This is a genomic window from Candidatus Accumulibacter meliphilus, from assembly GCF_036625345.1.
Taxonomy (GTDB): domain Bacteria; phylum Pseudomonadota; class Gammaproteobacteria; order Burkholderiales; family Rhodocyclaceae; genus Accumulibacter; species Accumulibacter meliphilus.
Genome location: NZ_JAZKTZ010000013.1, coordinates 76,771 through 96,403, shown reverse-complemented (window position 1 = coordinate 96,403; position 19,633 = coordinate 76,771). Strand labels below are relative to the sequence as shown.

The following is a 19,633-nucleotide window of genomic DNA, read 5'->3' as shown; positions in this document are numbered from 1 at the left end:
GCCGCTATCAAGAGAGCCGGCGCGGCCGTCACGCCCACGCCGAACGCCAGCGTCGTTACCGGGCCCGGCAACAGAAAGTAACGCATCAGGGTTCCCCACCCAGCGTTGCTCCTGATCAACGCCCCTTTGAACCGACGTTGCCGGTCGCACCCCTGCCAGGGCACTGCTGTCGTTGTCATCGTCCCTTGCCGGACGGGGTGCGCCAGGACTTTCTGCAGCGTCGGATTCGCCGTCACCCACCCGACCGGAGAAGACATGGCTCTCAGCCCCGAGATTGAAGCGCAGATCCTGCGTTATTACCACGCCGAACGCTGGCGTATCGGCACCATCGCGACCCAACTGCACGTGCATCGCGACAGCGTCGCCCGTGTACTCACCCAAGCCGGCTTGCCGGCACTTGGGCCCATTCGCCACCGACTCTGACCCGCCAGACGATGTCGTCGGCACAGTAGCGGAAGTCTTCGCGACATAGCTGCCGGGGACGCGCTCGAGAGTGCTGTAGTCCAGGCTGTGCAGCCATTTGTCGGGGACGAAGCCGATGATCGGGTCACGCACCAGTTCCGGAGTGGAGAAGAGAAACTTGTAGCCGCTGTCGTGATCGTTGCTGATGGGCGAATGGTACACAGGCCGCGGTCGGTCGGAAAATCGGTCGGCTGCCCTGCGGCGGCGGCCGACTAGCAGGACAGTTGGAAAGCAAATACTGACGCGATCGCTGTCCGCCCTGCAAAGTCTCAGGACCTGCCTGCTCCGAAGATCTCCTCGAGGCTGGCCGCGTCAAGCACTTGATCAAGCCAAAGGTCGACCTGATCAAGGGAAGCCACCGAGATCATCGCCAGAACAGGCGACGGTACGGTACCAAAACGCTTCTGCAGCAGCTTCTGCAAGGCCAGCGCTTCACCCTCGGCTTTCCCTTCCGCTTTCCCTTCCGCTTTCCCTTCGACCTTGCCCGCTGCTTTGCCCTCAGCAATTCCTTCGGCCTTATAGGCGTGCGCCCATTCTTCGAGTCGTTCGGCCAACATGACATTCAGCTCCTGTAGGTCATCCATCCGTGGCAATACGATACGATATTCGGCCTTGCGCATCAACGTCGCCCGAATCCAGAGGGCGAACATCCGACGCAGGTCGGGGCGGTCTACCAGCCACTCGTCGAGCAGAGCGAGCAAGACGCCGATGGCGGCCGGCGACGCCGGGTGTTCGATGCGGAAGACGGCTGCGACGAGGTTGTTGAGCGAGGCCAGTTCGCCGTCGGTATAGGCGTTCTCGTCGATCAGCAGGTATTTCAGCCGGGGCTTGAACTGCTCGACCAGCCCCGGCACCGGCGGTATTAGTTCAAAGACGTCGTTTGACGCGGTCCAGCGCTGGCTGCCGTTGTAGAGGACGATCGGCAGGACGGGCGGCAGGCGGCCGTCGGCCAGAGCCTCGCCGCGCTTGATCAGGTCCTGATAGAGCAGCCCGACATAGACCATCATGCGCAGCGCCATGTAGCGGTCGACGCGGCTCTGGAATTCGAGCAGCAGATACAGGTAGACCCATTCGCCACCGACTCTGACCCGCCAGACGATGTCGTCGGCGCGGTAGCGGAAGTCTTCGCTGACATAGCTGCCGGGGACGCGCTCGAGGGTGCTGTAGTCCAGGCTGTGCAGCCATTCGTCGGGGACGAAGCCGATGATCAGGTCGCGCACCAGTTCCGGAGTGGAGAAGAGAAACTTGTAGCCGCTGTCGTGATCGTTGCTCATGGGCGAATGGTATCAGGCCATAAGCGGTCGGAAACGTCGGCCGGGAGTTCTGCTGCGGCGGCCGACGATGAACGGCACTTTTTGGGGTCATGCGTTTTGGGGTCTCATGCCTTTTTTAGGATCGCCGGATTTTTTGCTCCAGTGTCGGCGAAGTCAAGGGCGTCGACCTGCCAATCACCCTTTTCGCAGTGAGCACCGCGGGCGAAGCCGCCACCGCCATCGTCCACCGCGCAGCGCCTGCACAGGAGTTTGCCAAAGGACGACGCAGTGCCGGGCTTCTCGGCTGCTTGATTTGCTGGCATAGTAAATGAACCCTAAGCCAACCTGAAAGGAGTTCATCATGAAGACCCTGCACTCGCTCGTCGCCATCGCCCTCATGGCCATCGTCTCGCTGGCCTCCGCCGCGGAAGGACTGGTGGTCGTCAAGAGTCCCTACAGCACCGTCGAGACGATGAACCGCTTCGAAAAAGTCGTCAAGGACCGCGGACTCATCGTCTTCTCGCGTATCGATCACGCCGCGGGCGCGGCGAAGATCGGCAAGTCCCTGCGCGCCACCGAGGTCATTATCTTCGGCAATCCGGAAGGCGGCACGCCGTTCATGGAATGTGCGCAAACGGTCGGCATCGATTTGCCCCTCAAGGCGCTGATCTGGGAGGACGACAGTGCGCAGGTCTGGCTGGGCTATAACGATCCCCTCTTCCTGGCCCAACGGCACGGCGTCGCGCAGTGTCCGGTCGCCGAGAAGCTGAGCAAAGCCCTGGCCGGCCTGGCGCAAGCCGCTCTCGCACCCTAGTGTCGTGTGCTGCATTCTTGATGAGACCGTCGGCAAACAGCCACCCACCCGCGGGTTGGTGTGGCGCCGTTCTCCCTTTCCGGTGGCCGGCACGAGCGGCGATCAAAGTGCAAGCTCCCGGGACGGCTTGTCGTCTGCGCGTTGAGCGTTGAGAGTCCTGCCTGGCGCCGAACGCGCTGTAAGGAAACGCCGCTTGCGCTCGACGAAGGCAGGACGATCAACCGGAGAAAAACAAGATGCACGCCACCCTCCCCCTTCTCGCAATCAGCACTTTCCCGGCCTTGCGCCGGCGCTCGGTGGAAACCCTGCAGGTCAATCTGGGCTATCGCTGCAATCAAAGTTGCCTGCATTGCCACGTCAATGCCGGCCCGCAGCGCAAGGAAGAAATGACCGCCGAGACGATCGACGCGCTGCTGGCTTTCATTGCCGCCAGCCCCGAAGTCAAGGTGCTCGACCTGACCGGCGGCGCGCCGGAACTGAACAGGCATTTCCGTCGCCTGGTGGTCGCCGGTCGGCAACGTGGTCTGCGGGTCATTGACCGCTGCAATCTGACCATCCTGGAGGAGCCAGGTCATGAGGATCTGGCCGACTTCCTGGCCGAACATGGCGTCGAAGTGGTCGCCTCGCTGCCCTGCTATCTCGAAGAGAACGTCGACCGACAACGCGGCAAGGGCACTTTCGACGCCAGCATTCGCGGCCTGCAGCGACTCAATGCGCTCGGCTACGCGGCTCCCGACAGCGGCCTGATGCTGAATCTGGTTTTCAACCCGCAGGGACCGACGCTGCCGCCGCCGCAGGAAGCGCTGACCGCCGCCTATCGCGAGCATCTCGGGCAGGAGTTCGGCATCGCCTTCAACGAGCTGTACACGCTCAGCAACATGCCGATCCAGCGTTTCGGATCGATGCTGATCTCGAAAGGTCAGTTCAACAGCTACATGCAACTGCTGCGCGGCGCCCATCGCGACGAGAACGTCGAACAGGTGATGTGCCGCAATCTGCTGTCGATCGACTGGCAGGGATATCTTTACGATTGTGACTTCAACCAGCAGCTCGGCCTGCCCCTTGGCCTTGCCGCTGGCCAGCCCGGCCAGCCACGCCTGCATATCACCGAGGTCAGCGCCGCGGCCCTCGAAGGGCGCGCGATCCGCGTCGCCGATCACTGCTATGGTTGTACCGCCGGCCAGGGGTCGAGTTGCGGCGGCGCGCTCGGCGGCGCGCTCGGCGACCAAATCGCTGCCGCGCCGACTTGCGGCAGCTGATCCCGGGATTCCCGGAATTCAAGGACGCGAGCAGTCGACCCGCCAGGCATGTAAGAACTACGACGCAACGCGCGACAGTGCAGTCGACTGACACCCCAAGATCGGAAAGGCGGTAATGAAAACTCGACGACTGCTGCTGATTGCTGCCCTGGCTGGCCTGCTGCTCGCCTACTTCGCGCTTGACCTCGGTCGCTTCCTGAGCCTCGACTACTTCAAAAGCCAGCAGGAAACGATCGAAGCCTGGCGCGCCGCGCAGCCGCTCAAGGCGGGCTTGCTGTTCTTCGTCGCCTACGTGGCCGTGACCGGGCTCTCGCTGCCCGGTGCCGCGGTGATGACGCTCGCCGGCGGCGCCATTTTCGGTCTCTTCTGGGGGCTGCTGCTGGTCTCCTTTGCCTCCTCGCTGGGCGCCACCCTGGCTTTCCTGGCATCGCGCTTCCTCTTGCACGACTGGGTACAGAAGCGCTTCGGCGACCGCATGCGCGCCATCAACGCCGGCATCGCCAAGGAAGGCGGCTTCTATCTGTTCACCCTGCGCCTGGTACCGCTCTTCCCCTTCTTCGTCATCAACCTGGTGATGGGGCTAACGCCGCTCAAGACGCGCACTTTCTACTGGGTCAGTCAGCTCGGCATGCTGGCCGGCACCCTGGTCTATGTGAATGCCGGCACGCAGCTCGCCAGGATCGACTCGCTGGCCGGGATTCTCTCGCCGGCGCTGCTCGGCTCCTTTGTGCTGCTCGGCATCTTTCCGCTGCTCGCCAAGAAAATCGTCGACGCCCTGGCGGCCCGCAAAGTCTATGCGGGCTGGACAAAGCCGGCGCGCTTCGATCGCAATCTGATCGTCATCGGTGCCGGCTCGGCGGGACTGGTCACCGCCTACATCGCCGCGGCTGTGAAAGCCAAGGTGACGCTGATCGAAAAACACAAACTCGGTGGCGACTGCCTGAACACCGGTTGGACGAAGCCGCTACGCGGAGGAAACGGCGGCGCTGTAGTCGTGTTGAAGTCAAGATGTCACCTCGCCCCTCATCCGAGGGATGTTCATGATGAATGCGAGGTTACCGCAAGATGGAAGACATATCCGCTGTCGCAACGACGAATTTTGACACGAACTACGAGCTCCACCAGAAGCACCTGACGCTCAAGGGCTTGCAGCCGAAGACGATCGAGGCGTATTCGCGCGCCGTGCGCCGGGTGGGAGACTACTTCGCTCATCAGATCGACGATCTGAGCGAGTCCGACCTGTTGGATTACTTCGCCGACCTGCGTGAGACGCACTCCTGGAGTTCGCTCAAGCTCGATCTGTACGGGCTCAAGTTCTACTACGAGCACGTGCTGAAGAAACCCTGGGTGGCGCCCGGTCTGATCAAACCGCCGCGCTCGCAGCGCCTGCCGGACATCGTCACGGTCGAGGAGACCGAGCGGATTTTTTTGGCCACGCAGGTGCTCAGTTACCGGGTCTTCTTCTTCACCCTCTACAGTCTCGGCCTGCGCCTGGGCGAAGGCTTGCGGCTGACGGTCGCCGACATCGACGGCGCGCGCGGGCGTGTGCATATCCGCGATGCCAAGGGCAACAAGGATCGCCTGGTGCCGCTGCCGACGGCCACCTACCAACTCCTGCGCCGTTTCTGGCAGCGCCACCGTCATCCCGTCCTGCTGTTTCCCAATCGCCGCGGCGGCTCGGCGGGAGCACGCACGGCCAGGACGCCGCTCGACCGCGGCGGCGTTCAGAAAGCACTGAAAGCGGTGGTCGAATCCTGCGGGCTAAAAAAAACATTTCGCCACACAGTTTGCGCCACGCTTATGCCACGCACCTGGTCGAGGCCGGCGTCGAGCTCACCGAGGTGCAGCGCATTCTCGGCCATCACTCGATTCTCACGACCGTTCGCTACACCCATCTGACGGATCAAACCAGGCATCACGCCATCGAGCGCATCAACGCGCTGATGGACGGCTATCGCGTGGGCAAGGGGACGCCGCGATGATCCGCTTCGGCTCTGTCATCGCCCAGTTCGAAGCGGACTTCATGACGCAATTTCGCCACCGGCTGAGCTTCGAGCAGCTTCGGGCGCTCTCGGCGATGCGCGATTGCCGCAGCCCGGCCAGCCCGATGATGCAGGTCCAGTGCGAAGGCTGCGATCACCAAAAACTCGTTCCGCATTCCTGCGGCCATCGCCTTTGCCCGCACTGCCAGCACCACGAGAGCCAGCAATGGCTGGAACGTCAGATGCAGCGCCTCGTCCCGGCCGACTACTTTTTGCTGACCTTCACGCTGCCGGCTGAATTGCGTGGGCTCGCTGCAGCGCACGCCGACGTCGTCTTCGATTTGTTGATGCGCTGTGCCTGGGAAACGGTGCACCGCTTTAGCCAGAACGACCGGCAGTTACAAGGCACGCCGGGGGCGATCGCGGTCCTGCACACGCACTCGCGCCGGCTCGACTTCCACCCGCATGTCCATCTCGTCGTCCCTGCGGCGGCGCTCGATGCAGCGAAGCAGCGCTGGCGACGCAAGCGGCGCGGCAAGAACGGCGTCTATCTGTTCAACGAGAAGGCGATGGCCAAGGTGTTCCGGGCAAAAATGCTGGCGGCGATCGAGGCGGCCGGCATTTGCTTGCCGGCGTGCTATCCGCGGGAATGGGTGGCGCACTGCCAATCGGTGGGCAGCGGCGAGAAGGCGCTGATCTACCTCGGTCGCTACCTCTACCGCGGTGTCATCCGTGAACAGGACATCCTTGCCTGCGAGAATGGCCGGGTGAGCTTCCGCTATCGCAACGCGAAAACCGGCAAGTCGGAAAAGCGCTCGCTCACCGGTGCTGATTTCCTCTGGCTGATTCTCCAGCACGTGCTGCCCAAAGGCTTTCGCCGCGCGCGCAATTTCGGCTTCCTGCACGCCAATTGCAAGCGCCTGATCGGCTTGCTGCATCTCTTGCTGAAGTTCGATCCCAGCCGCTTCACGCCACCGCGCAAGGAGCGGCCAGCGATGCTTTGCTCGTGCTGTGGCGCCGTGATGGTGATCGTCAGGACGCGGATTCGATCGACGTCGTCCGGTGTCGTTGCTGTGCCACCGGTCGTTGCGGTCGCCATCTGATCATGTAATCCGCCTTCACAGCGCTATCTGGCCGCGTTCGGGACTTCAGTTTCCCCAAGCTGATTGATGCGGTCGCCCGGAGTTCGGTGGCCGGGACGCCAAAACGGCCGGATTCGCAAGATCTTCGTTGCCTGTCCAGCAGCGCGCCGGGACTTCTCGCTCCCGGCCCTCCGGCGTTTATGCCTGCGTGGTAAATCCAAAAAAGATATTTGCAGAAGGGGCGCTCAGCCCTCCGGCCCGGGCTCGTCCAACAAACGGATCAGATCGTGGCTGCGCACGATCTATCCTTATTCGTTGTGTGCCCTCGAAAGCGGTGATTCGTTCGGCCAAACTGCTCTCGCACATGCAACGCTCTCAGGAGTTCGGCATCCGCGAAGCAAAGGCCGAGTTCGACTTCGCCGACGTGATGGAGCGCGTGCAGCGGGTGATCAAGACCGTCGAACCGCATGACTCGGCCGAGCGTTACAGCGAACTCGGCGTGGAAGTGATCGCCGCCAGCGCCAAGCTCATCTCGCCGTGGGAAGTCGAGTTGCTGCGCAACAGCGGCGAGCGCGAGCGGCTGACGACGCGCAGCATCGTCATCGCCACCGGCGGTCGCCCCTTCGTACCGCCGCTTCCCGGTCTCGAAGAGGTCGGCTATGTCACCTCCGACACCATCTGGGAGCTGCGCCAACTGCCGCGCCGACTGCTGGTCCTCGGCGGCGGCCCGATCGGCTGCGAACTGACCCAGGCCTTCGCCCGTTTCGGTGCGCAAGTCACGCAGGTCCAGCAGGGGCCACGGATCATGGTCCGCGAAGATCCCGAGGTCTCGGCAATGGTCACCCAGCGCTTCCGCGACGAAGGCATCAGCGTGCTGCTCAATCACCAGGCGCAAGCCTTTATCATCGAAGACGGCGAGAAAATCCTGCTCGCCGAACACCAGGGCGAGGAAGTGCGCATTCCCTTCGACACCCTGCTGGTGGCGGTCGGCCGGGCAGCCAAGCTGCACGGCTACGGCCTCGAGGAACTGGGCATCGCGGCCAATCGGACGATCGAGACCAACGCCTACCTGCAAACGAAATACCCGAACATTTACGCCGCCGGCGACGTCGCCGGGCCCTTCCAGTTCACCCACACGGCCGCGCACCAGGCCTGGTACGCGGCGCTCAATGCGCTCTTCGACCCCTTCAAGAAGTTCCGTACCGATTACTCGGTGATTCCCTGGGCGACCTTCGTCGAACCGGAAGTGGCGCGCGTCGGGCTCAACGAGAGCGACGCCAGGAAACGCAATATCCCCTACGAAGTGACTCGCTACGGCATCGACGATCTCGACCGGGCGATCGCCGACGGCGAAGCGCATGGCTTCATCAAGGTCCTCACCGTTCCCGGCAAGGACCGCATTCTCGGCGTCACCATCGTCGGCGAGCACGGCGGCGACCTGATCGCCGAGTATGTCCTGGCGATGCGCCACGGCATCGGCCTGAACAAGATTCTCGGCACCATCCACATCTACCCGACCCTCGCCGAAGCCAACAAGTACGTTGCCGGCAACTGGAAGAAAGCGCACGCGCCGCAAAAGCTGCTCGCATGGGTCGCACGCTTCCACGCCTGGCGCCGTGGCTAGGCAGCTGCTCGACCTGTCCGCCGCTGTGCTGGCCGACGACGCCTTCCGCCAGCAGCTGCACGGCGGCGTCGCCGAATCGCCCGAGACCAGTGACTTGGCTGTTTGATCGCCGACAACGTCGGCATGTGTCACATCTGAGAGCGGAGAGACTTGAGGGCGCAGAAAGGACGCCGAGACAGCGCTGAAGCATGACGACGCCGGCCCAGTAGTGGCAAGGCGTTGCGGTGGGCAGGCAAAAAAAACCTTCGCACAAGAGGGCTAGACAGCCGGGCGGACTTCTGGCAGGATAGGTGGAGCGTAATCAATCTGCGCTTCAGTCGGAGGTTTTGCGATGCTTGCAACGAGTGCGGGGGAATGGGTGCACTGTGGTCGCGTGTTCAGCGCGACGGAGATTGCCGAGCTCTGCGCGACGGTCGCGTGGCTGCCGGGATTGGCACGCAAGGAGTTGGCGGCGACGGTCTGCGAGCACCTGGGGTGGACCACCCTGACGGGGACGGCGAAGATCAGCGCCTGCCTGGAGCTCCTGGAACGTTTGCAGGCGGCCGGATTGCTGGTCCTACCTGCGTTGAGGCCCTCGCCGCCGCGCCGTTGCGCGCCGCCCTCGGCATCCGCCACCCCCGTTGCCGAGCCGGCGGTGCACTGCGCCCTGTCGGCGCTCGCGCCGGTGTCCCTGGCAGTGGTTCGCGACGCGACCCGGGTGGCGCAGTGGGATGCGCTGGTGGCGCGTTGGCACCCGCTGGGTTTCCAGGGGGCCTTCGGTTACCGGCTGCGCTACTTCATCAAGGCGGGCGACCGGCGGCTGGGCTGCGTCCTGCTGTCCGGTGCTGCCCGCGCGGTGGCCGTGCGTGATCAGTGGATCGGCTGGACGCCCCAGGCCCGCCGCGAGAACCTGGCGCGGGTGGTGAACAACAGCCGCTTCCTGATCTTTCCGCACGTCCGGGTGCCGCATCTGGCCAGTCATGTGCTCGGACAACTCGCGCGCCGCGCACGCGCGGACTGGCTCGAACACTGGGGCTTCGAGCCCCTGCTGCTGGAGACCTTCGTCGATCCGCGTCACTATGCCGGCACCTGCTACCGTGCCGCCGGTTGGCAGTTGCTTGGGGCAAGCAGCGGGCGCGGGCTGGCCCGCCCTGGCCAGTCCTATCACAGCACGCCCCGCCAGGTGTGGGTCAAAGCGCTGACCTCGGATGCTTGCGCCTCGCTGTGCGCCGCGCCGGGGAGCCCGCGGTCATGAGCAAACCTTGCCGTCGCCCGACACGCGTTGCCATCAAGAAACTGCGCTCGGAAAAGAAACGGCAGGAGAAGGTACTGAACGCGAAGCTGCGCGCAACGGGACAAGTCCCCCACTCAGCCGCTCCATTGCCCAACAGAAGCTCGGCCTTCGCGACCGTCGACGAGGAACAAAAGGCCCGCGAGGACGCCGTGAGCAAACAGATGCGCCTCCTGCGCAAAGAGCTGCCCGCCTTGCTCGCTCAACTGGAACAAATTCCCGACCCGAGAGATCCCAAAAAGCGCCGGCACAAGCTGACCGTGCTTCTGCTCTACGGCTTGCTGATGTTCGTCTTTCAGTTCTCCTCCCGGCGCGAGACCAACCGCGAAATATCCCGTCCCCAGTTCATGGCCAACCTCCACCTGCTGTTCCCGGAGATCGATACCCTGCCACACGCCGACACCCTGTTTCGGCTGCTGCGCGACATCGACCTTGACCACCTTGAGCAGGCCCACGTCGATCTGGTGAAGCGGCTGATCCGCGGCAAGAGCTTCCGCCGCTATCTGATCAACCACTGCTACCCCATCGCCATAGACGGCTCGCAGAAGGTCGCCGGCGACACCCTCTGGGCGGAGGAACTCCTGCAGCGCACCGTCGGCAAGGAGGAAACCCGCCACACCCAGTACTTCGTCTACGTCCTCGAGGCCAGCTTTGCCTTCCACAACGGCCTGGTCATCCCACTGCTCAGCGAGTTCCTCGAACACGCGCTGGGCGATACCGAAGCGCAAAAGCAGGACTGCGAGCTGCGCGGCTTTGTGCGCTTGAGCGACCGGCTCAAGACGCTGTTCCCCCGCCTGCCGATCCTGCTCCTGCTCGACGGCCTCTACGCCAACGGGCCGGTGATGCGGCGCTGCTTGCGCGCCCACTGGCAGTTCATGATCGTGCTCAAGGACAAGGATTTGTCCACGGTCTGGCAGGAGTTCCGCGCGCTCCACGCCCTGAAGCCACAAGTTGTGCAGCGCGGTTGGGGAAGACGCCGACAACACTTCAGCTGGGTCAACGGCATCGACTACGCCTTCGCGGCCAACGGGCGTCAGCGTCTCAAGCTGAACCTGGTGGTCTGTGAGGAAAGCTGGGAGAAGATCGATGAACAGGCCAGGACCGTCACCGAAACATCGCGCCACGCCTGGCTCTCCAGCCAACCGCTCAGCCAAGACAATGTCCATGAGCGCTGCAACCTCGGGGCCCGCCACCGCTGGGGCATCGAAGCGGGCTTCCTCGTCGAAAAACATCAGGGCTACCACTACGAGCATGCCTTTGCCCTCGACTGGAATGCCATGAAAGGCTATCACCTCCTCATGCGCCTGGCGCATGTGTTCAATACCCTGGCACGCTTCACCCGACAGCTACGCGATCTCTATCAGCAACTCGGCGTGCGCGGTGCCATCGCCTTCATCCGAAGCTCCTGCGCCGCCCCCTGGCTCGACCCAGCACGAATCCGCGCGCTCCTCGCCGCTCCATTCCTGCTTCAACTTGAGTGACCTCACACAGGCGTACCCGAAACATCCTCTCGAGCGCGGCGTACGCCGCGTTCGGAAAGGCTCGCCTGGCGATCGTACCGCCGTCCAAAAAATTCTTTCGGCATCCTCCTGGCTGACTCCACCACCCGTCCTTTGCCGCTAGCCAACCGCAATTTGACCGCCTCGACCGCAAAAGCGGGCGTTACCGGCAAATGAGCCTGATTCGGCTGGGTCATGCGTCAGGGCTGACGCCGAGAGGGCGCGATTGACGAGCACTCCCGCAGACATGGATACTGGACGGCACAGCGAACAAAGCATAGAAAGAAAACAGCTCCTACAGCGCACGCAGCGCACGCCGCCCGCTGACTCTTACCCTTGGCCGGAGAGCACTCAATTGTCACCGCACGACACCCCCAGTTTCCGTACCTTGCCTGGCGTCTATGAGCCGTCGGGTATCCAGCAGCTCCCCGACGGCCGTTTTATTGTCGTCGAGGATGACAGCACGCAACCGCTCAGCGTGATCACCATCGGCGCTGATGGCCACGTCAGTAGTGCGCCCTTGGCAACGGACGACGCCAAGCGCGAGCTGAGCCTGTTCGACCAGATCAGCCTCGCCCTCGGCGTGCCCGACAAGGACGCGCAACAAGGCGCAATGGCTGAACTCGGTGAACTGGGTGAACTCGACGACCTCGAAGGGGTCGCCGTCGACCGCGCGGGAGTCATCTATGCGATCACCTCGCACTCCCGCAACAAGGATGGCGAGGTGCGGGCGGCGCGGGAAAAACTGATCCGCTTTCGCATCGACGGCGAGCGCGTCGTCGACGCCGGCGTCGCAACGGGGGTGAAACGGGCCCTGACCGCTGCACACCCGGTGCTTGCGGCGGCGGCCAGGATCCGCGACGTAAAGGCCGACGGCGGGCTGAATATCGAAGGGCTGACCATGAGTTCCGACCAGCGTGCCCTACTGCTCGGATTTCGTGGGCCACTGCTCAACGGCCGGGCGATTATCGCTTGTCTTCATGAACCCGAAACGCTGTTTGAAGCGGGCGCCGAAGCCAGGATCGCGGCCTCGCTGATCAGCCTCGATCTTGGCGGCAATGGTATCCGCGGCATGGCCTACATCCCCTTGCTGAATGGCTATCTCGTGATCGCTGGTCCGCTGGCCCGCGCGCAGGTGCAGTTCGAACTCTGGTTCTGGAGTGGCGATGCCCGTGACCCGGCACGCCGGGTGACGGTCGCCGGCTTGCCCGGCTTCGAGCACGCCGAGGGAATCACCGCAGCAGTCATCGATGGCCAGCCGCGAATCGTCATCGTCAGTGACGACGGCAAGCGCGAGCAACAACGCTTCGCCCGCTTCCTGCTTCTCGACCCGGCGCAACTGCAAATCGCGCCTTGAGGCCGTGAAAATCCTTCCCGGGCCGTAAGCGATGAAGCCATTCACACGCAGGTGGCTGCTGGCAGGCGTGCTGCTCCTGCCCTTGCTCACCGTCGCTCTGGCCGCGGGGCCCTGGCACGCCGCTCGCCAGAACACCTACGGCTGGCAGTTCATGACCCCGGACGAGCGTGTCGAGCACCAGCGGCTGATGCGCGGCTTTGCGACTTACCAGGAATGCAAGGCCTACCAGACGAAACGGCACGCCGAAATGTCCGAGCGCGCCCGTGCGGTGGGTGTGGTTCTCGAACCGTCGCCGGAATCCGGCTGTGACAAGCTGCGCGCGCGCGGCCGGCTGCAATGAGCACGTGGCCAAGCTCCGCGCCAGGCGCCGCCTCAGCCCGTCGCTTCGTCGCCCCGACGCTGGCCTTGTCCATCGCTCTCGCCAGCGTCTACTGGGCGCTCCCGGAGGATTTGACCGCCTGGCGCAGCGCCGGCATCGTCGCCGGATGGGCGGGTACCGGCCTGCTGGTGGCCAGTCTCCTGCTGATGGTTCGCGAGGCCCGTCTGGCGCGCCTGCTCGGCGGCCTTGAGCTGAGCTATCGCTGGCACCACCGCTGCGGCGTGATCGCCTATCTGCTGCTCCTCTGCCACCCCTTGGCGCTGGCGCTCGACGGCTGGGGAGAGGCACCGCAACTCGCCTGGCAAACGCTCGATCCGCGTGCGCAGTCCTGGCCACTGTGGCTCGGCTGGGCCGGACTACTCTTGCTGATGCTCGGCCTGGCCAGCACTTTCGCCGTGCACCTGCCGTACCGGCGCTGGCGCAGCTTTCATTTCCTGCTTGGCGGCGGCGTCCTGCTCGGCTTGACGCATGTGTACGTGCTCCTCGGCAACGAGCAACTACTCCTCGCTTTGCTGCTCATCGCGACGCTGGCCCTTGGCTGGCGCCTGCTGGCCAGCGATCTCGGTCTGAGCGCTCACCCCTACCGGGTAACGCAGGTCGAAAAGCCGGCTGCAGGAGTGATCGAGGCCGCGCTGGCGCCCTGTGCCGCAGCACTGGCGCTTAGCCCAGGCCAGTTCGTTCTCGCCGCTTTCGGCGACGGCCCAAGCTTTCACGGCTGCGGCGAATACCATCCCTTCACGGTCAGCGGCATTGACCACCAGGGCCGACTACGAATCAGCGTGCGCGCACTTGGCCCCTGTTCTCGACATATCCAGGAACTCGAAGCGGGCGTTCTGGTGCGCCTCCAAGGTCCCTTCGGCAGCTTTTTGGACAATGTTCGATGGGCGCCCCAACTCTGGATTGCGGGCGGCATCGGCATCACCCCGTTCATCGCCGAGCTGCGTGCGCAGCGCTGCAGCCAGCCGACGACGCTGCTCTACCTCTATCGCCACGCCGCCGATGCCATTTTTCTCGAAGAACTCGCCGCCGCGAGCCGCGCGGATGCGCAATTCGTATTGCTCACTGACGCCTCCGGCTCCGGCCTGCCGGATGTCGACCGCCTGCTGGCACAGGTGTCCCGGCTGCGCGAGCGGCAGGTGCACATGTGCGGTCCGCAGCCGCTGCTGGCAACGCTCACCGCAGCCCTGCGTGAGCGCGGAGTCAGCGCCGCTGCCATCCATTTCGAGAGCTTCGATTTCCGCTGATGCGGCAATTATTCATCATCGCCACCGCTTCCTTCTGGCTGCTGCTACTCGGCTTCGCCAGCAGCGATCGATGGCTGCCCAGCCAAGTTCAGGCACCCCTGCTGGTCGCCAGCGGCGACTTCCGTACGCTCGGCGAAGTGGCCAGGCACAAGACTGCCGACGATTGCTGGATGGCGATCAACGGCGAAGTCTACGACCTCAGCAGCTATCTGCCCGAGCACCCGAGCGAGCCGGAAATCATCGTCGCCTGGTGCGGCCGGGAAGCGAACGAGGCCTACCGGACAAAAATGAAGAACCGCACACACTCGGCCCGCGCCGATCGCCAGCTCGCCGAATACCGAATCGCCACGCTGCAAAAGCGCTGATCGCGCTCGCACCACACCAATCCACTCCACTCCACGGCCTTCGCAGACGCTGGCCGACGCTGGCGGACGCCGCGCAGTTTGCCAGCGACCGTCCTGCGCACTCTTCTTGCGCCATGTCGGCAAACAATTGACTTGCCTGCTGGCGCCCCCGATACTGCCTGCGGCACTCCTTAAAGCTTGCCTCACATGTGTTTCACGTTGTTTTAACGGTCATGGCCTTTCGAGACACCCCGGATCATGAAAGTCATGACCGCCCCCCTCCTCCCCCGGCCCTTCTCCCGCAGGGGGAGAAGGGAGTTTCGTGAGTCGCGTACGCGACTTTCACATTAACCAAGGAGGAACGAGATGCGCGCTATTACGATCATGCTTTCTGGATTACTGGCAATCGGCCTGGCAGGAACAGCGGAAGCGAAGAAAGACAAGGACGACGACAAGATTGCGGAGTGCGGCAAGCATACAAAAGTCGCCAGAGCGGATGACGATGGGATCATCAGCCTGAAGGAAAAAATGAAGCGAGGCTGCGTCATCGAGGTCAAGGATCTTCATCCGACACAGTCAGCAGTCGGGATGGATGCCGTCGAGTGCAAGGCCGCGAAGATTACGTGGAAAGCCAAGGCCGGGAAAGGGAAACTGGATAAGTATCTGCTTGGCGAGAAGCGCTGGGTGCCGTTGGTGCGCGGGCCGGGCGAAGTGTTTTACCTCACCGACCACCATCACCTGTCCACCGCCGTGTGGAACGCAGACCTGAAGAACAGGGACAAGAAGGTCTACGGCTACCTCATTGCCGACTGGTCCGACCTGAAGGATGACGACTTCTGGGCGCAGATGGTGGAGAGGCACGATACCTGGCTGAAGAATCCGGCCGGCGAGGACATCCTGCCCAGCCAGCTTCCGAAAAGCATCGGCGCCCTGCAGGACGACCCCTTGCGGACGCTGTCGGCGTGGGTGCGAAACAGTTGCGGCTACATCAAGTGTGACGCTCCCGGAGTCAGCCTGGACGACGACGAGCTGAGCTGCGACGACAAGTTTCACGAGAGCGCGACCTGCGCACCGGCCAACGTCTATTTCCTCGAATTCAAGTGGGCCGCCTACCTCGGCAACGTTCCCGCGGTGAAAGAGGCGCTGGCAAGCGAAGCGAGTTGCTCGCAACAGGATCCCTTGAATCAGGAGTGCCTGGACAGGCAGTATGACGTGATGATCAAAGCACTGCCGCTGGCGATGCAGGCGGCGGCAGCGCCAGAAGCTGCGCAGGTGCTGGGCAAGGATGCGGGCCACAACCCAGCGGTGCAACCTGGCATCCCGCAACCGAAGCGCTGCCAGTAACAGCGTCGGCGACAGGCGTGGCGTCGCTCGACGCCCGCCCGCCGCTGCCTTCTCCGAACGCACTTCTGAGTTAGCTCATCGCGCTCGGGGAAGGCAGCATGCCGCGGTTCAATCAAGCGGGGCGCCAGGAGGTATACTGCGCGATCCCTCGAAACCAAGCCAATACACGCCTTGACCATGAAATATCAGATCATCCCGGTAACGCCTTTCGCACAGAACTGCAGCCTGCTGTGGTGCGAGCAAACAAAACGTGGCGCCGTGGTTGATCCGGGCGGCAACATGGCGAGCATTCTGCGGGCGGTGGCGGCAAACGGCGTGACCCTGGAGAAAATTCTCGTCACCCATGGCCATGTCGATCACGCCGGCGCGGTTGCCGAACTGGCCGAGCGCCTGTCGCTGCCGATCGAGGGACCACAACGCGAGGATCAGTTCTGGATCGATGGCATGCTGCAACAGAGCAAGATGTTCGGCCTGCCGGCAGCGCGCCCTTTCACACCCGACCGCTGGCTCGAGCAGGGCGATACGGTAGGCTTCGGCGAGGTCGAATTGGAGGTCTTGCATTGCCCGGGACATACGCCGGGGCACGTGGTCTTTTTCAGCAAGGCAGACCGTCTGGCGATCGTCGGCGACGTGCTTTTCCAGGGTTCTATCGGTCGTACGGATTTCCCGAAAGGCGATTTCGACACCTTGATCGCGTCGATCCGCGGCCAACTCTGGCCACTTGGCGATGACGTGATCTTTCTGCCGGGCCACGGCCCGAGCTCGACTTTCGGTGCCGAGCGCCGCAGCAACCCTTTCTGCGGCGACTAGCTATACCGTAACCTGGGGGCGGCGAAACGAGACGTGAGAGCTGAGAGCTGAGAGGCGCTTGTCGCTCCCCTCGCCCTCCCCTTAGCCGGGCACAGCCCCCTTAAAAGTGCAAGGGCCGCTTGTCGCAGGCCAGGGCCGCTTCGTGAACCACTTCCGACAGCGTCGGATGGGCATGACAGATGCGCGCCAGATCTTCGGATGCGGCACCGAACTCCATGGCCACGACACCTTCGGAGATCAATTCCGAAGCATTCGGGCCAATGATGTGGACGCCAAGGATACGATCCGTCTGCGCACAGGCCAGGATCTTGGCGAAGCCGCTCGAATCGCCCATCCCCAGCGCCCGACCATTCGAGGCAAACGGGATCTTGCCGGCCTTGAAGGCCGTGCCTTCGGCCTTCAACTGCTGCTCGGTCTTGCCAACCCAGGCGATCTCCGGGCTGGTGTAAATCACCCAGGGAATCGTGTCGAAATTGCAGTGTCCGGCCTGCCCGGCCATGATTTCGGCGACCATCACGCCCTCTTCCATGGCCTTGTGCGCGAGCATCGGGCCAGCCACCACATCGCCAACCGCCCACACCCCGGGTAGATTGGTACGGCAGTGTGCGTCGACCTCGACCTGGCCGCGTTCGGTGAGCTTGAGCCCGACCTTGTCGGCATCCAGACCTTCGGTATTGGGGATGCGACCGATCGAGACAATCAGGCGATCGGCGTCGAGTCGCTGCTCCTGCCCGTCCTTGTCCGTATAGTCGATCGAAACACCTTTCTGCGAAATCTTGACGTCACCAATCTCGATGCCGGTGATGATCTGCAAGCCCTGTTTGGCAAACAGCTTGGCTGCTTCCTTGGCCACATCGATGTCGGCTAGCGAAAGAAACTCGGGCAAGGCCTCGAGGAGCGTCACTTCGGCACCGAGACGGCGCCAGACGCTGCCCATTTCGAGGCCAATGACGCCAGCGCCGATGACCGCGAGCTTCTTCGGCACAACACCAATGTCGAGCGCGCCTTCGTTGTCGCAAACGATCTCGTTATCGACCGGAACACCGGGCAGGTGACGCGCCCTGGAGCCGGTGGCAACAATCACCTGCTTCGCCTCGACGACACTGTCACCCACCTTGACCTGCCAGTTCTCGCCTTTCTGGCCAAGGAACGCGCCATGGCCGTTGAGCAGGGTGACCTTGTTCTTCTTGAACAGCATCTTGATACCACCGGTGAGCTGTTTGACGATGCCGTTCTTGCGGCCCAGCATCTTGGCGACGTCAATGCTCGGCGTCCCGACATCGATTCCCTGCGCAGCAAAGCCGTGCGACGCTTCCTCGAAAAGATGCGAAGTGTGCAACAGGGCTTTCGACGGGATGCAGCCAACGTTCAGGCAGGTGCCACCGAGGCGCGGCTCGCCCTTCGGATCGGCGTAGGGATTGGATTCACAACAGGCGACACTGAAACCCAGTTGCGCCGCTCGGATGGCGGCAATATAGCCACCGGGCCCACCACCGATAACGAGAACGTCAAATTGCTTGGACATGATAGTTTCCCTTTCCAGCCGCAGAGACAGCGAGGCACGGACTTCGCACAGCGAAACTCTGCGACTCCGTGCCCCGGTGGTGAGTGGTTATACGCCGAGTAGCAGGCGGGCCGGATCCTCCAGCGCCTCCTTCATGGTCACCAGGCCAAGTACGGCTTCACGACCATCGACGATACGGTGGTCGTAGGACATTGCCAGATAGTTGATCGGGCGAATGACAATCTGACCGTTCTCCACCACAGGACGATCCTTGGTGGCGTGAATACCGAGGATCGCCGACTGCGGCGGGTTGATGATCGGCGTCGACAACATCGAACCGAAAACCCCCCCGTTGGAGATCGAGAAGGTACCACCGGTCAGATCCTCCATCGACAGCTTGCCGTCCTTGGCTTTGGCGCCAAACTCCCCGATTTTCTTTTCGATATCGGCAATCGACATCTGGTCGGCGTCGCGCAGAATCGGGACGACCAGACCGCGCGGGCTGCCCACGGCGATACCGATATCGATGTAGCCGTGGTAGACGATGTCGCTGCCATCAACCGAAGAGTTGATGATCGGAAACTTCTGCAGCGCGGCGACGGCAGCCTTGACGAAGAAGCCCATGAAGCCCAGGCGAACGCCGTGGGCCTTCTCGAAGCGCTCTCCGTACTGTTTGCGCAAGGCCATGACCGGACCCATATTCACTTCATTGAAGGTGGTCAGGATGGCGTTGCTGGCCTGGGACTGCAACAGACGCTCGGCAACGCGCGCGCGCAGGCGGGACATCGGTACGCGCTGCTCCGGGCGATCACCGAGCGCCACGGTCACCATCGGTGCAGTGGCCAAGGCCGGTGCGCTCGCTTTCGCAGCCGCAGCAACTGGCGCGGCAGCAAGGCTAGCGGCAAGGCCGGCGGCAACCGGCCTCACCGCCGGACGCTCGGCGGCCACGGCATCAGCCTTGCTTACCCGCCCACCTCGGCCCGTACCGACAACGTCGCCAGCCGCAATACCCTTTTCCTCGAGGATTTTGCGTGCCGCCGGCATGGCCACACCCGCCGCTGCGGCTCCAGGAGCCTCCCCGGCAGCCGCCACCGCCACTTTCGCAGGCGCCGCTGTCGCCGGCGCCGCTTTCGCTACTGGCGCGACCACAGCACCCGCCTGCGCCGTGGTATCGATACGTGCAATGACTTCGCCCGCAACAACCGTGTCGCCGTCGCCCTTGACGATCTCAACCAGTACGCCACTATCCGGTGCCGGCAGTTCGAGAACCACCTTGTCGGTCTCGATGTCGATCAGGTTCTCATCCCGGGCAACCGCTTCACCGGCTTTTTTGTGCCACGAAACCAGCGTCGCTTCAGCGACCGATTCCGAGAGCTGTGGAACTTTGACGTCGATGATCATGTTCT

16 protein-coding genes and 3 pseudogenes are annotated in these 19,633 nt (G+C 63.3%); 16 read left to right on the top strand and 3 right to left on the bottom strand.

Annotated features, from left to right (window positions below):
- Positions 1 to 255: 255 nt before the first annotated feature.
- Positions 256 to 411 (top strand): annotated as a pseudogene (locus V5B40_RS25345) (transposase); the annotation flags it as partial.
- Positions 412 to 731: 320 nt separating this feature from the next.
- On the opposite strand, the gene V5B40_RS21490 reads toward V5B40_RS25345, so the two are convergent.
- The gene (locus tag V5B40_RS21490) at positions 732 to 1,736 is read right to left on the bottom strand and encodes an Rpn family recombination-promoting nuclease/putative transposase (protein WP_332356468.1); all 1,005 of its coding nucleotides are present in this window, start codon (positions 1,734 to 1,736) and stop codon (positions 732 to 734) included.
- 340 nt (positions 1,737 to 2,076) lie between these two features.
- Between V5B40_RS21490 and V5B40_RS21485 the strand changes: the two genes are divergently transcribed.
- The 15 genes and pseudogenes from V5B40_RS21485 to V5B40_RS21415 all read left to right on the top strand — a co-directional run bounded on the left by V5B40_RS21485 (position 2,077) and on the right by V5B40_RS21415 (position 16,723).
- Positions 2,077 to 2,529 carry a DUF302 domain-containing protein gene (locus tag V5B40_RS21485; RefSeq protein ID WP_332356467.1) on the top strand — a complete coding sequence of 151 codons (453 nt, stop codon included), beginning with the start codon at positions 2,077 to 2,079 and terminating at the stop codon, positions 2,527 to 2,529.
- Between the two features lie 236 nt (positions 2,530 to 2,765).
- Positions 2,766 to 3,788 (top strand): arsenosugar biosynthesis radical SAM (seleno)protein ArsS, encoded by a 1,023-nt coding sequence (gene arsS, locus V5B40_RS21480; protein WP_332356466.1) that lies wholly within the window; start codon positions 2,766 to 2,768, stop codon positions 3,786 to 3,788.
- Between the two features lie 115 nt (positions 3,789 to 3,903).
- Positions 3,904 to 4,740, top strand: a pseudogene (locus tag V5B40_RS21475) (VTT domain-containing protein); the annotation flags it as partial.
- Positions 4,741 to 4,853: 113 nt separating this feature from the next.
- Positions 4,854 to 5,687 (top strand): tyrosine-type recombinase/integrase, encoded by an 834-nt coding sequence (locus tag V5B40_RS21470; RefSeq protein ID WP_332353823.1) that lies wholly within the window; start codon positions 4,854 to 4,856, stop codon positions 5,685 to 5,687.
- Positions 5,630 to 5,770 (top strand): hypothetical protein, encoded by a 141-nt coding sequence (locus V5B40_RS21465; RefSeq protein WP_434735846.1) that lies wholly within the window; start codon positions 5,630 to 5,632, stop codon positions 5,768 to 5,770. Before V5B40_RS21470 ends, V5B40_RS21465 begins: the two co-directional genes overlap by 58 nt.
- Positions 5,767 to 6,873 (top strand): IS91 family transposase, encoded by a 1,107-nt coding sequence (locus V5B40_RS21460; RefSeq protein ID WP_332353824.1) that lies wholly within the window; start codon positions 5,767 to 5,769, stop codon positions 6,871 to 6,873. The genes V5B40_RS21465 and V5B40_RS21460 overlap by 4 nt, the downstream gene beginning before the upstream one ends.
- Before the next feature lie 295 nt (positions 6,874 to 7,168).
- Positions 7,169 to 8,476, top strand: a pseudogene (locus V5B40_RS21455) (dihydrolipoyl dehydrogenase family protein); the annotation flags it as partial.
- Positions 8,477 to 8,807: 331 nt separating this feature from the next.
- Complete coding sequence (locus V5B40_RS21450) at positions 8,808 to 9,710, top strand: DUF4338 domain-containing protein (protein WP_332353147.1); 903 nt, start codon at positions 8,808 to 8,810, stop codon at positions 9,708 to 9,710.
- The gene (locus V5B40_RS21445) at positions 9,707 to 11,227 is read left to right on the top strand and encodes a transposase family protein (protein WP_332353148.1); all 1,521 of its coding nucleotides are present in this window, start codon (positions 9,707 to 9,709) and stop codon (positions 11,225 to 11,227) included. Before V5B40_RS21450 ends, V5B40_RS21445 begins: the two co-directional genes overlap by 4 nt.
- Before the next feature lie 373 nt (positions 11,228 to 11,600).
- Positions 11,601 to 12,602, top strand: coding sequence for a DUF3616 domain-containing protein (locus V5B40_RS21440; RefSeq protein WP_332356465.1), 1,002 nt, complete (start codon positions 11,601 to 11,603; stop codon positions 12,600 to 12,602).
- A 31-nt stretch (positions 12,603 to 12,633) separates the two neighbouring features.
- Entirely contained in the window at positions 12,634 to 12,942 is a 309-nt protein-coding gene (locus V5B40_RS21435) for a hypothetical protein (protein ID WP_332356464.1), read from the top strand.
- Complete coding sequence (locus tag V5B40_RS21430; RefSeq protein ID WP_332356463.1) at positions 12,939 to 14,225, top strand: ferric reductase-like transmembrane domain-containing protein; 1,287 nt, start codon at positions 12,939 to 12,941, stop codon at positions 14,223 to 14,225. The genes V5B40_RS21435 and V5B40_RS21430 overlap by 4 nt, the downstream gene beginning before the upstream one ends.
- On the top strand, positions 14,225 to 14,590 hold the full coding sequence (locus V5B40_RS21425) for a cytochrome b5 domain-containing protein (RefSeq protein ID WP_332356462.1): 366 nt from the start codon (positions 14,225 to 14,227) through the stop codon (positions 14,588 to 14,590). Before V5B40_RS21430 ends, V5B40_RS21425 begins: the two co-directional genes overlap by 1 nt.
- 345 nt (positions 14,591 to 14,935) lie before the next feature.
- Positions 14,936 to 15,913, top strand: coding sequence for a ParB/Srx family N-terminal domain-containing protein (locus V5B40_RS21420; protein WP_332356461.1), 978 nt, complete (start codon positions 14,936 to 14,938; stop codon positions 15,911 to 15,913).
- A gap of 177 nt (positions 15,914 to 16,090) precedes the next feature.
- On the top strand, positions 16,091 to 16,723 hold the full coding sequence (locus tag V5B40_RS21415) for an MBL fold metallo-hydrolase (RefSeq protein WP_332356460.1): 633 nt from the start codon (positions 16,091 to 16,093) through the stop codon (positions 16,721 to 16,723).
- Positions 16,724 to 16,823: 100 nt separating this feature from the next.
- On the opposite strand, the gene lpdA is transcribed toward V5B40_RS21415, so the two are convergent.
- Positions 16,824 to 18,248: a dihydrolipoyl dehydrogenase gene (lpdA, locus tag V5B40_RS21410; RefSeq protein WP_332356459.1), complete on the bottom strand. Its 1,425-nt coding sequence runs from the start codon at positions 18,246 to 18,248 to the stop codon at positions 16,824 to 16,826.
- 87 nt (positions 18,249 to 18,335) lie between these two features.
- The gene (odhB, locus tag V5B40_RS21405; protein WP_332356458.1) at positions 18,336 to 19,628 is read right to left on the bottom strand and encodes a 2-oxoglutarate dehydrogenase complex dihydrolipoyllysine-residue succinyltransferase; all 1,293 of its coding nucleotides are present in this window, start codon (positions 19,626 to 19,628) and stop codon (positions 18,336 to 18,338) included.
- Between the last annotated feature and the right edge of the window lie 5 nt (positions 19,629 to 19,633).

Excerpts from the sequence above, each read along its gene's own strand:
- odhB (WP_332356458.1), bottom strand. The coding sequence starts at position 19,628 with ATGATCATCGACGTCAAAGTTCCACAGCTCTCGGAATCGGTCGCTGAA.
- V5B40_RS21425 (WP_332356462.1), top strand. The coding sequence starts at position 14,225 with ATGCGGCAATTATTCATCATCGCCACCGCTTCCTTCTGGCTGCTGCTA.
- V5B40_RS21450 (WP_332353147.1), top strand. The coding sequence starts at position 8,808 with ATGCTTGCAACGAGTGCGGGGGAATGGGTGCACTGTGGTCGCGTGTTC.
- V5B40_RS21485 (WP_332356467.1), top strand. The coding sequence starts at position 2,077 with ATGAAGACCCTGCACTCGCTCGTCGCCATCGCCCTCATGGCCATCGTC.
- lpdA (WP_332356459.1), bottom strand. The coding sequence starts at position 18,248 with ATGTCCAAGCAATTTGACGTTCTCGTTATCGGTGGTGGGCCCGGTGGC.
- V5B40_RS21470 (WP_332353823.1), top strand. The coding sequence starts at position 4,854 with ATGGAAGACATATCCGCTGTCGCAACGACGAATTTTGACACGAACTAC.
- V5B40_RS21430 (WP_332356463.1), top strand. The coding sequence starts at position 12,939 with ATGAGCACGTGGCCAAGCTCCGCGCCAGGCGCCGCCTCAGCCCGTCGC.
- V5B40_RS21445 (WP_332353148.1), top strand. The coding sequence starts at position 9,707 with ATGAGCAAACCTTGCCGTCGCCCGACACGCGTTGCCATCAAGAAACTG.
- V5B40_RS21460 (WP_332353824.1), top strand. The coding sequence starts at position 5,767 with ATGATCCGCTTCGGCTCTGTCATCGCCCAGTTCGAAGCGGACTTCATG.
- V5B40_RS21490 (WP_332356468.1), bottom strand. The coding sequence starts at position 1,736 with ATGAGCAACGATCACGACAGCGGCTACAAGTTTCTCTTCTCCACTCCG.
- V5B40_RS21415 (WP_332356460.1), top strand. The coding sequence starts at position 16,091 with ATGAAATATCAGATCATCCCGGTAACGCCTTTCGCACAGAACTGCAGC.
- V5B40_RS21435 (WP_332356464.1), top strand. The coding sequence starts at position 12,634 with ATGAAGCCATTCACACGCAGGTGGCTGCTGGCAGGCGTGCTGCTCCTG.
- arsS (WP_332356466.1), top strand. The coding sequence starts at position 2,766 with ATGCACGCCACCCTCCCCCTTCTCGCAATCAGCACTTTCCCGGCCTTG.
- V5B40_RS21420 (WP_332356461.1), top strand. The coding sequence starts at position 14,936 with ATGCGCGCTATTACGATCATGCTTTCTGGATTACTGGCAATCGGCCTG.